This window comes from Pseudomonas sp. RV120224-01b, assembly GCF_003208145.1.
GTDB lineage: Bacteria > Pseudomonadota > Gammaproteobacteria > Pseudomonadales > Pseudomonadaceae > Aquipseudomonas > Aquipseudomonas monteilii.
This window is the reverse complement of record NZ_QKMQ01000009.1, coordinates 203,050-217,656: the sequence shown is the minus strand read 5'-3', so window position 1 is coordinate 217,656 and position 14,607 is coordinate 203,050. Positions and strand designations below refer to the sequence as shown.

Here is a 14,607-nt window from a genome sequence, read left to right as displayed (position 1 = left end):
AAATTCTTACGGCCGTTTCGACAGACGGTAATCAACGGCTACTCAACTGCTGGATCAACAGCCGTGCGGCTTGCTGCAGCGGTTGTTGCTTGCGCCACAAGATGTGTACCGGCAACTGCAACTCGTTGCGTGTATTGCGAAAACCCAGGCGCACCAGGCGTCCGCTGGCGAGCAGTGGCGCAACCCGCGACAACGGCAGGTCGCCCCAGCCCAGGCCTGCTTCCACCATTTGCAACGCCAGGTCGAAGCTGTCGGTTGACCAGTGCGCTGCGCCGATCAGCGGGCGCGGGTCGGCCATTGGCAGGTCGCGGCTGCGCACCAGAATCTGACGCACCTGGGTCAGGTCTTCGAGGTAATGGATGCGCCCCTCGCGCAAGGCCGGGTGGGCCGGCGACAGGGTGGCCACCAGCGACTCCATGCCGATGTGCTGGAAGCCTCGGCGGGCGTCGACCTGCAGGCCTGCAAAGGCCACGCAGAGGTCGGCGCGGCCACTGTCCAGCAGGTTCAGGGCTTCTTCCTGCGGGGCGCTGAGCAGGGCGATATCCAGCAGCGGGTAGCGTTCGCCAAGGCGTGCGATGGCCGCCAGCAATGGCCGGTGGTCGATGTCTGGTACCACGGCCAGGGTCAGGCTGCTTTCCAACCCCTGGGAAAGCTCCAGTGCGTGTACCTGCAGCAAACCCAATTGTTCGCCAATCAGTCTGGCGTGTGGTTCCAGGGCCAGGGCTTGGGCAGTTGGGCGAACCTCACGCGAACCACGTTCGAACAAGCTGTAGCCCAGTTCCGCTTCAAGGTTGCCGATAGCCATGCTCACGGCTGAAGGCACGCGCTTGAGGGCGCGTGCGGCGGCAGAAAACGAACCGCAGTCGAGCACGGCTAGAAAAAGCTGGATGTTGTCGCTGGAAAAGTTCATGGCAGCCTCCTGTCAGTAGATCTGACAGCTGCTGACTTTTGCTGTCAAGCGTGGTGAAGCATGATCGCGCCCCATCGCTTTTGTCATTGGAGGTAACCCCGAGTGCAGGGATTGAAACGCAAGCTGGTCTACGTGACTTTTTATGAGCTGATCGGGTTGTGCATGTCGACCCTCGGGCTGGCTTATCTGTCGGACACCCAGGCGTCGCATACCGGGCCGCTGGCGGTGATGATCACCACCATCGCCATGCTCTGGAACCTGGTTTACAACACCTTGTTCGAAGGGTGGGAGAGCCGTCAGGCCAAGCGTGGGCGCAGCGTGGCGCGGCGGGTGGCGCATGCCATCGGCTTTCAGCTGACCTTGGTGGTGTACCTGATTCCGCTGATTGCCTGGTGGCTCGACATGACACTGGTGGAGGCGTTGCTGGTGGACATGGCGTTCATCGTGCTGGTGCCTTGCTACACCTTTGCCTACAACTGGGCGTTTGATCGGGTGTTCGGGCTGCCAAGTTCCGCGATGGCCGCTGCCTGACGGTTCTCCTGTACCGGCCTCTGCGCAGGTACAGGCAACCCCTAAGGCGGCAGGCGAATGATCAAAGGTGCTTGTTGCTGCTTCACCTGCTGCTCTACAGGTTGTTCAGCCGGCCGCGGCACGCTGGCCAGCAAGCTGTCCTCAACCTGCCCCGACAGGTAGTACACCCCCGCCATGGCCCCGCTCTGGCGGTTTTCCATCAACTCCTGCCATTCCTGGTTCAGGGCCACGTTGAGGATCACCCGCAACTGTTCGACCATCTGCGGGTGATCGCGGTCATGGGTCATCATGCCGTAGCCGGCCGCCGCAATCGAAATCATCGCCCCCGCCACCTTGCCCACCGCCGACGCCACGGCACTGGCGATGCCGCGCGGGGCCAGGGTAGCGCCGAGCTTTTCGCTGGCCTGGGTGGCCACCGAGTTCAACCCGACATCGGTTCGCCCGGGGCCTTTGCTGGCCTGCTCATGCAAGTGCTGGCGCATGGCTTGCCAGGCCGGTTGCTGGTCCAGCGACTTGGCCCGAAGCAGTTGATACAGGCTGGCATTACGCGCATCCGGCGGCCCCAGGTGGATGGCGGGGATGCGGTTGAGGCGCTGGCTGACCTGCTCGGGCGGCGCGTTGTAGCGGCTGATGATGGCGGGTAGCTGCTGGCCGAGCAGCTGCAGGTACAGCTCGCAGGCGCGGTCGCGGATGCCCTCGGGGTTGATCTGCTCGGCCACCGGCTCGATCACCCGCTCGTGGTATTGCTCCTGCAGGTACAGGGCCAGGCGCTTTTCCGCAGGTTCACGGCCTTCACCGCTGTCGAGCTTGTACCAGGCCACTTTGAGGGTGAGCCACTGCTGGGTCCAGTAACCGGTGAACCAAGGGATGAAGTCGCTTTCGGTGCGCTGTTGTACCTGCTCCTTCCATACCCGCATGGAGCGCCGGGCATAGTCGTTGGCCGAGCCGGCGGCGCCGACCGAAGCGTCGATCAGCTCCTGGTCGATGCGTTGCCAGGCGGCGGGCGTGAGCGCTGCGGGCGGTGGCGGGGCAGGCGGGCGCTTGCTCGCGCAGGCACCGAGGGCCAGCACGAAGCACAGCAACAGAAGGATTCGACAACTCACGCGACCGCCTCCCTGATAGAGGCTGGGGTGGTTCTCGCAGTATAGGGTGGGGTTGTTGGGGCTGCTGCGCAGCCCATCGCCGGCAAGCCAGCTCCCACAGGAATCGCGGCAACCTTGAGAGCGACGCAGTACCTGTGGGAGCTGGCTTGTCGTGGCGACGAACCGCGTCGATGGGGCGCGCAGCGGCCCTGTTTGTTACAGGTCGAGCTTTTCTTCCAGGCGGTCCAAGTGCTTGTGCATCAAATCCAGCGCGGCCTCGGCATCGCCTTGTTCCACGGCATCGATGATGGCCGCATGCTCTTCCCATGCACAGTGGTCGCAGCACGGTGATTCGTAGCGGGCGATGATCAGCGAGGTCATCGGCACCAGCCCATTGAGGAACCGTGCCAGCGGCGCATTGGCCGCCACCTGCGCCAGTTTCAGGTGAAACTCACCGCCCAGGCGGATCGCCGCGCACCGTTCGCCATTTTCATGATGCTGGCGTTCGCGTTCTACCAGTTGCCGCAGCTGGCGCACCTGCGCCGGACGGGCGCGCTGGGTGGCCAGGGTAATCAGCGTGGTTTCGGCCAGGCGCCGGGCACTGAGCACCTGACGTGCCTGATCCGGGTCGGGCGCGGCCAGGTGCGCGGTGTGGCTGGGGCGCTGCACCACCACCTGCTGGTCGGACAGGCGACCAAGCACACGACGAATCACGGTGCGACTGACACCAAAGGCATGGCCCAGCGCCTGCTCGGGCAACAGCGCGCCCGGAGGCAGGCGCTGTTCGAGAATGGCGTCGAACAGCCGGGGGTAGATCTGCTCGGCCGACAGGCGGGTTTCGCCGGCCGCAAGCAGGGCGGGCAGGTGAGGGGCGGCGTTCATGGTCGCTCTCCTGGGGTCATGGATGCGGGTGTTCGTCCGGGATGTTCAGCGAAATGCCCATGCGCTGGCCTTCGGCGAGGATGTGCTGGCGCATCTGGGCACTGGCCTGGGCGCTGTTGCGTTCACGTATGGCACGTACCACTGCTTCGTTCTCCTTCAGCCGAGCCGCCAGGTGCTCGGGCGAGTTGCGCAGCATGTCGGCGCTCTGTTTCAGGGCATTGCCGGTCTGCTGCACCACGCTCTGGAAGATCGGGTTGGTGGTGAGCGCGAACAGCGCTTCATGGAAGGCGATGTAGGCCTTCACGCCGGCTTCGCTGTCATCGGCCTCCAGCGCTTCGCGCATGTCCATCAGGGTCAGGCGTAACTGGCCGATGTCCTGGCTGTTGGCCGATTGCGCCACCAGGCCAACGATGAAGGGCTCAAGGGTGTAGCGCAGTTCCAGTACGTCGGCCAGGCTGGCCGCAGCGCTGGTGTCGATGCCGGGTTCCTGGAGGGTGGCATCGGCGTCCAGTACCAGTACGCCCTTGCCTGGCAACGAGCGGACCAGGCCCAGGGTCTCCAGCACGGTCACCGCTTCGCGCAGGCTAGGGCGGCTGATGCCCAGTTGTTCGGCCAGCTCGCGCTGGCCCGGCAACATGTCGCCGGTGCGCCATTGGCCCCGGGCCAAGGCCTGGCGCAGTTTTTCCACCACTGAGTTGACGACGGTCGATGAGCTGATCACGGTTCGCTCCTGCAAGGGCCGGCGTGATCGCCGGCCGCTCTGGTTCAGAATTCCTGTTGATGGTGCGTGTTGGGCTGTTTGCGCGGCGTGGGGGCAAAGCCGGGCTTGCCGTCGAGCACGTTCTGCGCGCGCTCCAGGTCAATGTCCTTTTCCCAGCGGGCGATGGCCACGGTGGCCACGCAGTTGCCAATCAGGTTGGTCAATGCCCGGCCGATGCCCATGAACCAGTCCACTGCCAGCACCAGCACCAGGCCAACCACCGGAATCGCGGGCACGGCGGTCAAGGTGGCGGCCAGGATGACCAGCGCCGAGCCTGGGATGCCGTGAGCGCCCTTGGAAGTCACCAGCGACACCAGCAGGATGGTCAGCAGGTCGGTCATTTCCAGCGGCGTGCCGGTGGCGTTGGCGATGAACACGATGGCCAGGGTCAGGTAGATGGAGAAGCCGTCGAGGTTGAACGAGTAGCCCGTCGGGATCACCAGGCCGACGGTGGAGCTACCAATGCCCAGGTGCTCCAGCTTGCGCATGATTTGCGGCAGCACGGCGTCGGAAGAGGCGGTGCCCAGCACGATGGTCAGCTCTTCACGCAGGTACTTGATCAGCGGCAACAGCTTCAGGCCCGACAGGCGCATGACCGTCCCCAGCACGATCAGCACGAAGCCGGCACAGGTCAGGTAGAACAGTGCGACCAGCCCGCCCAGGTGCTGCAGCGATTCCAGGCCGTATTTGCTGGTGGTGAAGGCGATGGCGCCGAACACGCCGATCGGCGCCAGGCGCACGATCATGCCCATGATGCGGAAGATCACATGGCTCAGCTCGTTGATCAGCCGCGAAATGCCGGCGGCCGAGTCACCCACCAGGTTCAGCGCACTGCCGAACAGTACCGAGAACAACAGCACCTGAAGAATGTTGTTGTCAGCGAAGGCACCGATCACCGAGGTGGGGATCAGGTCCATGAAGAACGCCGTGGCGCCGTGAATGTGCTGGCCGCGCTCGGCCAGGCCGTTGGCATCGGCGGTGGACAGCTGGTCCAGGTGAATGTTGGCACCGCTACCAATGCCACTGCTGAAGGCGAACACCAGGCCGATCACCAGCGCCAGGGTGGTCAGCACTTCGAAGTAGATCACCGACTTCAGGCCGATGCGCCCGACCTTTTTCAGGTCGCCCGCGCCCGAGATACCGCTGACCACCACGCAGAATACGATCAGGCCGATGAGCATCTTGATCAGCTTGATGAAGCCGTCGCCAAGGGGTTTGAGTTGCAGGGAAAGGTCGGGAAAGCTGAGACCGCAGGCGATGCCGAGGGCAAGGCCGAGCACGACTTGCAGGAAGATCGAACGCGAGCACCATTTGAGCATGGGATTGATCTCTGATCGGTGTCCTTGCTTCGGTAGCCGCACGGGGCGAAAGAGCGCAGGACTTAATTATTGTGGTCTTACCGGTTTGTTCAGCGCGAGGCCATAAAAGCGCGAAAAATCCGACTTTGCAAGGGTTTTCGGCCTTACCGGTCTGACCAGTTATGGGGCAATCTGGCCTGCCAGGCTCTACTTCGGTGCATGCCGTGAAGTGGGGAGTCGCGAATCAGTTCAGGGCTTGGCCAGTGCCTGCTCCACTGCTGCAATCAGCTTGCCAAGATCCTTGGGCGGGGCGTTGTGAATGACGCCGAACAGGTAGGCGCGCTGCTCCTCTTCGTCGTCCGGCTCGGCGAAGAAGTCCTTGGGTTTGACGCCCAGCACCTGAGCAAACTCCATGAGTGCATCGATGCTGGGGGTATAGGTACTGGTTTCGAAGCGGCTGATGGTCTTGGGATCGAAGCCGGTCCGTTCGGCCAGTTGTGCCTGGGTCAGGCCCGCCAGCTTGCGGTAGCGGCGCAGGGCGGTACCCAAAGCTGATCTCGTCATCACTTAATTCCCATTTAGAATCAAGAACTTAACGATATCTATCAACATGGCGCAACGCCATGATTGATCACCTTTGTTTTATTTATGTGATGAATTTCGTAGAATTCACGGCTTGACCGGTCAGTCATCGTCAACTTCCCTGTGTGGTTCGGCCTCGTGCCCCAACGGCGGGAAGCGCATGTGCCATTTGGAGCGGATCGCTACGGATCGGTTCCGGTGGCTGTCGATGAGCTGAGTACCGGCACGTCAGTGAATGGAGTCTCATCGTGCGCCTCAACTTGCCGGTTACCCCGGTCGAGCAACGTTTTCCCCCTGATCAGCGGCTGATTTCTGCTACCGATACCGCCAGCCTGATCACCTACTGCAACCCCGAATTCGCCGCCATCAGCGGCTACAGCGAGGCGGAGCTGATCGGCAGCCCGCACAACCTGGTGCGCCACCCGGACATGCCGCCGGCGGTGTACGCGTTGATGTGGCGCTACCTGAAAGCTGGCAAGAGCTGGATGGGCATCGTCAAGAACCGCTGCCGTAACGGCGACTACTACTGGGTCAACGCTTACGTCACGCCGATCCTCGAAGGCGGGCGTGTGGTCGGCTACGAGTCGGTGCGGGTGTGCCCCACGCGTGAGCAGGTGGCCCGTGCCGAAGCCCTGTATGCGCGGCTGCGTAATGGCCAGGCGGCATTGTCGGTGCCGCGTCGGCTGAACTTGCTGGCCCAGGCGCTGGCCTTGCCACTGGCGGGTGGGCTGCTGGCACTGGGCGCCAACCAGCTTTGGCCTGGCCTGGTGGGGCAGGGGCTGACCCTGGGGCTGTTCCTGGCCTACGGCCTGTGGGCACGCGATGCCCTTGGCCGGCAGTTGCAGCAGGTTGTGCAAGGTGCTGACGGTGCCTTCGCCGACCCGGTTGCAGCCTTGACCTACAGCGACTTGCCGGGTGCCGCCGGGCAACTGCAACTGATGCTGATCAGCGAAGAGGCACGCCTGAAAACCGCATTGACGCGGTTAAGCGACCTGGCCGGGCAAATGGCCGTGGCCGCCCACGATGCCGGGCAGTTGTCGCGCGGCACCGAGGCCGCGCTGCTGGAGCAACGCGCCGAAACCGACCTGAGCGCCACGGCAATGAACCAGATGGCCGCCTCCATCGGTGAAGTGGCCAACCATGTCCAGTTGACCGCCGCCGAGGCACACACCGCGCACCTGCTGGCCGAGCAGGGCAGCCAGGTGGCAGATGCCAGCGGTGCAGCCATTCGTACCTTGGCCAGCACCGTGACGCAGATCAACCAGGCGGTCAGCCAGCTGGCCGGTCAGACCGGTGCCATCGCGGAGGCTGCCGGAATGATCCGCGGCATTGCCGAGCAAACCAACCTGCTCGCCCTCAACGCAGCCATCGAGGCAGCGCGTGCGGGCGAGCAAGGGCGCGGCTTTGCCGTGGTCGCCGATGAGGTGCGGGCGCTGGCCGACAAGACCCGCCAGTCGACCCTGCACATCCAGGCCATCATCGATGCGCTGCGCAGTGGTGCCGAAGAAGCCGTGGCGATCGCCAGCCAGGGCATCGAAGGTGCCGAGCTGGGTGTTGCCCAGGTGCAGGAAGCGCGACGGGCGCTGCATGGCATTCGCGATGCGGTGCAGCGCATCAGTGACATGAGCCAGCAGATGGCGACCGCTTCGCAGCAGCAGTCGGCAGTGGCCGAAGACGTTTCGCGGCAGATCAACGGCGTAGCCGGTATTGCCCAGCACAGCGCCCACAGCGCCAACGCCGCCGCCTCGCGCGGCGCCGAACTGGAACAGGTGTGCGCCGGATTGCGCGCCCTGGTGGAGCGCTTCAACCGCTAAGGCAGGATGCTTTATGGATGATATCTATCGCGCGGCCGTGGACGCGGCCGCGATCTTTTCGGAAACCGACCTGCGTGGGAACATCACCTACGTCAACCAGCAGTTCTGCAGCATCTCGGGCTATAGCCGCGAGGAGCTGCTGGGTGCCAACCACCGCATCCTCAACTCCGGCCTGCACGAGCCGGCGTTCTTCGTTGGCATGTGGCGGGCCCTGGCCGCCGGGCGGGTGTGGAAGGGCGAGATCTGCAACCGGTCCAAGGACGGTTCGCTGTACTGGGTCGACAGCACCATGGTGCCCTTGGTCGACCCGCTGACCGGCCTGGTGCGCAAGTATGTATCGATCCGCTTCGACGTCACCGAGAAGCGCCAACTGTTGCACACCTTGCAATGGCGGGTGGGGCACGATGTGCTCACTGGCCTGCCCAATCGCGCCTACCTGTCCGACCTGTTGAACCAGGCCCTGGCCTACTCGCGGCGTGAAGACATCCCGCTGGCGGTGTGCATGCTCGACCTGGATGGCTTCAAGGCGGTCAACGACGGTTACGGGCACGCGGTGGGCGACCTGCTGCTGGTGGAAGTGGCCCAGCGCCTGAAGCGCATCCTGCGCGGGGGTGATGCCGTGGCCCGGTTGTCGGGCGACGAGTTCGTGCTGATCCTGCGCGACGTCGATGATGAGCGAAAGCTACATGCGGCCCTGCGGCGGGTATTGCGGGCACTGGCGGCGCCCTGTGTGGTCCGGGGGCACACGCTGTCGCTCAGCGCCAGTATCGGCGTGACCCTGTACCCGCAGGATGACGAAGATGCCGATACCCTGGTGCGCCATGCCGACCAGGCCATGTATGTGGCCAAGCAGCGCGGGCGCAACCGGTATCACGTGTTCGACGTGTCGCAGGAGCAGGAGCTCAAGGCCACTCACCAGACGGTGGCGCGGGTGCGACGGGCCCTTAACAACCGAGAGCTTTGCCTTTACTACCAGCCCAAGGTCAACCTGCGTAGCGGCCAGGTGCTGGGCTTCGAGGGCTTGCTGCGCTGGCAGCGGCCAGGCCGTGGCGTGGTGCCGCCCGGCGATTTCCTGCCTTGGGTAGAGCAGACCGACCTGATCGTTGAAATCGGCGAGTGGGTGCTCGATCAGGCCTTGACCCAGTTGCAGGCCTGGCAGCAGCAGGGGCAGCCCTGGTCGCTGAGTGTGAACATCGCCGCGCGGCATTTGCAGCGCAGTGACTTTGCCGAGCGCCTGCAGCAGCTGCTGGCAGCGTACCCGGCGGTGGACCCGGCCAGGCTGGACCTGGAAATCGTCGAATCCGTGGCCATCGACAACCTGCAGCATGTCAGCCGTTGCCTGGACGCCTGCCGCGCACTGGGCGTGCGCTTCTCGCTGGACGATTTCGGCACCGGTTATTCGTCGTTGAGTTACCTGAAACGCTTGCCGACCCAGACGATCAAGATCGATCAGTCGTTCGTGCGTGACATCCTCCATGATCAGGACGACCTGGCGCTGACAGCGGCGGTGATCGGTCTGGCCCGGGCCTTTGGCCGGGAGGTGATCGCCGAGGGGCTGGAGAGCGTCGAGCACGGCCGGGTGCTGATGGGGCTGGGCTGCGAGCTGGCGCAGGGGTACTGCATTGCCCGGCCGATGCCGGCCAGTGAAGTGCAAGCCTGGGCAGAGGCTTACCGGCAACCGGTGCAGTGGCGTAATCCTTGAGCGGCCGTGCAGGTCAATAGATTCATCGCTCACGCAGCCGCTTGTAGAGGGTGGTCCGGCTGATCCCCAGGCCGCGTGCCACTGCTGACAGGTTGCCATTGGCTTGTTCAACCAGCGTCTGCAGGTCTACCGCATCGGTCGCCACCAGCACAGGCACCTGCAACTCGGCCAGAAACCCTGCAGGCAGGTGCTCGACGCCGACTGGCCCGTTGCCCGCCAAGGCTATTGCCACCTGCAGCACACTGACCAGTTCGCGCACATTGCCAGGCCAGGGATGCTGATCGAGCAACTCGATAATGGCCGGGGGCAGCCGCGCCGGTTGCCCAGGCTCGCGGTAGCGGGCATGCACCTGGTCGATCAACTGCCGCCGGTCCGCACGCTCGCGCAGCGGCGGCAGCACCACCGTCAGCCCGGCAATGCGGTAGTACAAATCCTGACGAAAGCGCCCGGCACGCACCTCTTCGGCCAGGTCGCGGTTGCTCGCCGACACCACGCGGATATCCACCGCCACCGGTTCGCCGCTGCCCAGCGGCTGAATGCTGCGCGATTGCAACACGCGCAGCAGGCGGGCCTGGGTAGGCAGCGGCATGTCGCCGATCTCGTCGAGAAACAGGATGCCGTGGTCGGCCTTGCGGATCAGCCCCGGGTTGCCTTTGTGGTGGGCGCCGGTGAACGCGCCTTTGTCGTAGCCGAACAGCTCCGACTCCACCAGTTCGGCCGGGATCGCCGCGCAGTTGACGGCGACCAGGGGCTTGTCGGCGCGGCTGCTGGCACGGTGCAGGGTTTCCACGAACACTTCCTTGCCCACACCGGTTTCACCCTGCACCAACACTGGAATGTCCTTTTCCAGCAGCAGGCCGGCCTGCACTCGCGCTTTATCCAGGCGTGGCTCGCCATTGCCAGGTTCAGGGCGGCGGGGCGTTTCGCGTGGCGGTTGCCACTGACAATGAAAGCGGTTGCGCCCGGTGGCCTGGAGGGCGAAGGGCTGTTGCCGGGGATGGCTGAGCAACTGCTGCAGGGGCAACTGGAACAGCTGCTCGATGTTCTGCTGTAACGGGTTACCGCCGAGCAGGCTGTCGGCCCGGTGGTTGGCGGCCAGCACCTGCCCATGCTCATCGAACACCAGCAGGCCGGCCCAGGGGCTGTCGAGGTTGTCGGAGGCGCTGTTGAAGATCAGTTGTGCGTGCTGGTCGGCATGCGCGGCGAGGATCAGGCGGTTTTCCAGGCTCTGGCCCATCATGCGTACCAGGCCCAGTGTCTGGCTGGTCGGCAGATAGCCGTCGCTGGCCACGTCGAACACCCCGACCAGTTGCCGTGCAGCGTCGAACAGGGGGGCGGCGGCGCTGGACATGTAGCGGTTCTGGCGCAGGAAGTGCTCGTCCTGGCCGACGTGAATGGCCTGGGCACAAATCAGCGCGGTGCCCAAGGCATTGGTGCCAACGCCGCGCTCGTGCCAGTGGGCGCCGGCGCTGAAACCATGCTGCTGGCGCGGCTCGATGAAACGCCGCGAACCCCAGCTGTCGAGCAGGCAGCCGCTGGCATCGGCCAGCATCACCAGGTAGCTGGCATTGCCCAGCAGGTGTGCATATTGCGGCAGCACTTCCTCGCGGGTCAGGCGCAGCAGGGCCTGGCGTTTCTCCAGCAGTTCGCTGAGTTCGGCGCGGGTCAGGCAGTCGAAGTCCGGTGCGTGCTGCGGTTGCAAACCGTGATCGCGGCAGCGGGCCCAGGATGCCTGGATGAGCTGGGCGTGGGTCGAAACGGATGCGGCCATGGGCCTGTCCTGTGTGGTTGTTGTTATGGGCGGACCGCTGTTCAGTGTTGTTCACGGGTGTTCATTGTCAAACCGGCAGGTGTTCAGTTGTTCAGTGATTGTGTTCACTTGTGAACCCTTGATTTGCGTAGCCTGCCGCCCAGGCCCCGAGCCAGAGCATCGGGGAGCAACTGGCACGGAACTGGCTGTGCCCGGCAGACAACAACGACAAGAAGGCCATGCCATGTCCCTGGTGTTGGAGCAGGTCAGCCACAGCGTCGACAACCAGCCGTGGATCGTCGAGGCCTCGCTGCGTTTCGAGCCTGGTTCGTTCAACGTGCTGCTGGGCCGCACCCTGGCCGGCAAGACCAGCCTGATGCGCCTGATGGCCGGGCTCGATCGCCCGGACCGGGGCCGGGTGCTGATGGATGGCCAGGATGTGACCGGCGTGCCGGTGCGCCAGCGCAACGTATCGATGGTGTACCAGCAGTTCATCAATTACCCGACCTTGAGCGTGTACGAAAACATCGCCTCGCCGCTGCGCCAGGCGCGCATGGCCGAGGCGGACATCCGCAGGCGTGTGCAGGAAACCGCCGAGATGTTGCGCATCGAAACCTACCTGCAGCGCCTGCCGCTGGAGCTGTCCGGCGGCCAGCAGCAACGCACGGCGATGGCCCGGGCGTTGGTCAAGGATGCCTCGCTGATCCTGTTTGACGAGCCGTTGGTCAACCTCGACTACAAGTTGCGCGAAGGCCTGCGCCAGGAGCTTCGCGAGCTGTTCGCGGCGCGCCACTGCATTGCGGTATACGCCACCACCGAGCCCAACGAGGCGCTGGCGCTGGGTGGCACCACCACCCTTGTGCATGAGGGCCGCATCGTGCAAAGCGGCCCCACCGCCGAGGTGTATCAGCGCCCGGGCAGTGTGCTGGCGGCCGAGCTGTTTTCCGAGCCGCCGATCAACCTGGTGCCTGGCCGTATCAGTGGCAACGAGGTGAGCCTGGCCCAGGCCGTGCATTTTGCCCGCAATGCCGACTTGCAGGCGCTTGCCGAAGGCGACTACCGCTTTGGCGTGCGCCCCAGCCATATCACCCTGGTACCGGCCCACGACGATGACCTGGAACTGGCGGTGCTGGTGGAGCTGGCCGAGATCAGCGGTTCCGAAACCTTCCTGCATGTGCGCAACGAGCATTGGCGCATGATCCTGCACCTGCCCGGGGTGCACGAATACCAGGTGGACACGCCGATCCGCGTGTTCATCCCCACCCACAAGCTGTTCGTCTTCGACAGCGCCGGGGCGTTGGTGCAGGCCCCGGGGCTGCGCCAGGCAAGGAGAGGGTGATGGCCGAGATCCGCCTGCGCCAACTGGCGCACAGTTACAGTCGCCAGCCCGCCAGCGAGGCGGACTATGCCCTGCACGCGCTGGAGCATGTATGGGAGCAGGGCGGCGCCTACGCGTTGCTTGGGCCGTCGGGCTGCGGCAAGTCGACCTTGCTCAATATCATTTCCGGGCTGCTGACGCCGTCCCATGGCGAGGTGCTGTTCGACGGCAAACCGGTCAACCAGCTGTCACCGCAAGCGCGCAACATTGCCCAGGTGTTCCAGTTCCCGGTGGTGTACGACACCATGACGGTGTTCGACAATCTGGCCTTCCCCTTGCGCAACCAGGGGCTGGATGAGGCCCGGGTGCGTGCCCGGGTGGAAGAAATTGCCGAGGTGCTCGACCTGTCTGCCGTGTTGCGCAAGAAGGCGCGCAACCTCAGCGCCGACGAAAAGCAGAAAGTCTCCATGGGCCGCGGCCTGGTGCGCGATGACGTGTCGGCGATCCTGTTCGACGAGCCGCTGACGGTAATCGACCCGCACCTGAAGTGGAAGCTGCGGCGCAAGCTGAAGCAGATTCACGAGCAGTTCAACATCACCATGATCTACGTCACCCACGACCAGCTGGAGGCATCGACCTTCGCTGACAAGATCGCAGTGATGCACGGTGGGCGCATCGTTCAGTTCGGCACCCCGCGTGAGCTGTTCGAGCGGCCCCGGCATACCTTTGTCGGCTACTTCATCGGCAGCCCGGGCATGAACCTGATCGAGGTGCGCGCCGAAGCCGACGGGGTGGCGTTTGGTGATGTCCACCTGGCTTTGCCCGATGGCCTGCGCGAACGGCTGGCGGCAACGGCAGGCGGGCGCTTGCAAGTGGGCATCCGGCCAGAATTCCTACAGCTGTGGGACAGCCCGTTCGATGACGCCATCCCCGCACGCGTGCTGGATATCGAAGACCTGGGCACCTACCGCATCGTCACCGTCGAAGCTGGCGGTGTCGCGCTGAAGGCGCGCCTGGGCGAGGACCGCCCGCTGCCTGTGGATCAGGCCTGGGTCAGCTTGCCGGCGCAGTGGCTGATGCTGTACGTCGACGATGTGCTGCTGGAGGCCGGGCCATGAACAAAGTGCCGAACAACAAGGCCTGGTGGCTGGTGCTGCCGGTGTTCCTGCTGGTGGCGTTCAGCGCGGTGGTGCCGATGATGACCGTGGTCAACTACTCGGTGCAGGATATTTTCGACCAGTCCAACCGCTACTTCGTCGGTGCCGACTGGTACCGCCAGGTGCTGCGCGACCCGGCGTTGCATGATGCGCTGCTGCGCCAGTTCATCTATTCCGCCTGCGTGCTGCTGATCGAGATCCCGCTGGGCATCGGCATTGCCCTGACCATGCCGACCAAGGGGCGCATGGCGTCGGTGTGCCTGATCGTCATGGCCATCCCGCTGCTGATCCCGTGGAACGTGGTGGGCACCATCTGGCAGATCTTCGGCCGTGCCGACATCGGCCTGCTTGGCGCTACCCTGGCCAAGCTCGGGGTCAGCTACAACTACGCCGGCGACCCGTTCGACGCCTGGCTTACGGTGCTGGTGATGGACGTATGGCATTGGACGTCACTGGTGGCACTGCTGTGCTATTCGGGCCTGCGCGCCATCCCCGACGTGTACTACCAGGCCGCGCGTATCGACCGTGCTTCGGGCTGGGCGGTGTTCCGCCATATCCAGCTGCCCAAGCTGAAGAACGTGCTGCTCATCGCGGTGATGCTGCGCTTCATGGACAGCTTCATGATCTACACAGAGCCGTTCGTGCTGACCGGTGGCGGGCCGGGTAACGCCACCACTTTCCTCAGCCAGACCCTCACGCGCATGGCCGTGGGGCAGTTCGACCTGGGCCCGGCGGCGGCGTTCTCGCTGGTGTACTTCCTGATCATCCTGCTGGTGTCGTGGCTGTTCTACACAGCCATGACCCATGCCGACAAGGACTAG

12 protein-coding genes and 2 pseudogenes are annotated in these 14,607 nt (G+C 64.4%); 7 read left to right on the top strand and 7 right to left on the bottom strand.

Annotated elements, in window-relative coordinates; translation table 11 throughout:
• Positions 1-31 precede the first annotated feature (31 nt).
• Complete coding sequence (locus N436_RS16225) at positions 32-910, bottom strand: LysR family transcriptional regulator (RefSeq protein ID WP_105947895.1); 879 nt, start codon at positions 908-910, stop codon at positions 32-34.
• Positions 911-1,012: 102 nt separating this feature from the next.
• Here N436_RS16225 and N436_RS16220 point away from each other — a divergent pair, with 102 nt between their 5' ends.
• The gene (locus tag N436_RS16220; protein WP_016714787.1) at positions 1,013-1,441 is read left to right on the top strand and encodes a PACE efflux transporter; all 429 of its coding nucleotides are present in this window, start codon (positions 1,013-1,015) and stop codon (positions 1,439-1,441) included.
• Positions 1,442-1,482: 41 nt separating this feature from the next.
• On the opposite strand, the gene N436_RS16215 is transcribed toward N436_RS16220, so the two are convergent.
• The 5 genes from N436_RS16215 to N436_RS16195 form a co-directional block, all read right to left on the bottom strand.
• On the bottom strand, positions 1,483-2,544 hold the full coding sequence (locus N436_RS16215; protein ID WP_105947896.1) for a hypothetical protein: 1,062 nt from the start codon (positions 2,542-2,544) through the stop codon (positions 1,483-1,485).
• Positions 2,545-2,739: 195 nt separating this feature from the next.
• Positions 2,740-3,405, bottom strand: coding sequence for a GntR family transcriptional regulator (locus tag N436_RS16210; protein ID WP_105947897.1), 666 nt, complete (start codon positions 3,403-3,405; stop codon positions 2,740-2,742).
• A gap of 16 nt (positions 3,406-3,421) precedes the next feature.
• Positions 3,422-4,126 (bottom strand): FadR/GntR family transcriptional regulator, encoded by a 705-nt coding sequence (locus tag N436_RS16205; RefSeq protein ID WP_016714784.1) that lies wholly within the window; start codon positions 4,124-4,126, stop codon positions 3,422-3,424.
• A gap of 44 nt (positions 4,127-4,170) precedes the next feature.
• Complete coding sequence (locus N436_RS16200; protein ID WP_016714783.1) at positions 4,171-5,484, bottom strand: C4-dicarboxylate transporter DctA; 1,314 nt, start codon at positions 5,482-5,484, stop codon at positions 4,171-4,173.
• Positions 5,485-5,712: 228 nt separating this feature from the next.
• Entirely contained in the window at positions 5,713-6,027 is a 315-nt protein-coding gene (locus N436_RS16195; RefSeq protein ID WP_025754409.1) for a helix-turn-helix domain-containing protein, read from the bottom strand.
• 266 nt (positions 6,028-6,293) lie between these two features.
• Here N436_RS16195 and N436_RS28965 point away from each other — a divergent pair.
• The 3 genes and pseudogenes from N436_RS28965 to N436_RS16185 form a co-directional block, all read left to right on the top strand.
• Positions 6,294-6,575, top strand: a pseudogene (locus N436_RS28965) (PAS domain-containing protein); the annotation flags it as partial.
• Between the two features lie 789 nt (positions 6,576-7,364).
• Positions 7,365-7,859, top strand: a pseudogene (locus N436_RS28960) (methyl-accepting chemotaxis protein); the annotation flags it as partial.
• A gap of 13 nt (positions 7,860-7,872) precedes the next feature.
• Entirely contained in the window at positions 7,873-9,561 is a 1,689-nt protein-coding gene (locus tag N436_RS16185) for a bifunctional diguanylate cyclase/phosphodiesterase (protein WP_105947899.1), read from the top strand.
• Between the two features lie 22 nt (positions 9,562-9,583).
• Here the strand turns inward: N436_RS16185 and N436_RS16180 are convergent, their stop codons facing one another.
• Positions 9,584-11,332 (bottom strand): sigma-54-dependent Fis family transcriptional regulator, encoded by a 1,749-nt coding sequence (locus N436_RS16180; protein ID WP_110741544.1) that lies wholly within the window; start codon positions 11,330-11,332, stop codon positions 9,584-9,586.
• Positions 11,333-11,555: 223 nt separating this feature from the next.
• On the opposite strand from N436_RS16180, the gene N436_RS16175 reads away from it, so the two are divergent.
• From N436_RS16175 to N436_RS16165, 3 genes are read left to right on the top strand one after another with little or no spacing between them, the layout of a single operon-like run.
• Positions 11,556-12,650, top strand: a complete 1,095-nt coding sequence (locus N436_RS16175; protein WP_110741543.1) for an ABC transporter ATP-binding protein — start codon at positions 11,556-11,558, stop codon at positions 12,648-12,650.
• Positions 12,650-13,747 carry an ABC transporter ATP-binding protein gene (locus N436_RS16170; protein WP_105947902.1) on the top strand — a complete coding sequence of 366 codons (1,098 nt, stop codon included), beginning with the start codon at positions 12,650-12,652 and terminating at the stop codon, positions 13,745-13,747. Before N436_RS16175 ends, N436_RS16170 begins: the two co-directional genes overlap by 1 nt.
• Entirely contained in the window at positions 13,744-14,607 is an 864-nt protein-coding gene (locus N436_RS16165; protein ID WP_016714776.1) for a carbohydrate ABC transporter permease, read from the top strand. The genes N436_RS16170 and N436_RS16165 overlap by 4 nt, the downstream gene beginning before the upstream one ends.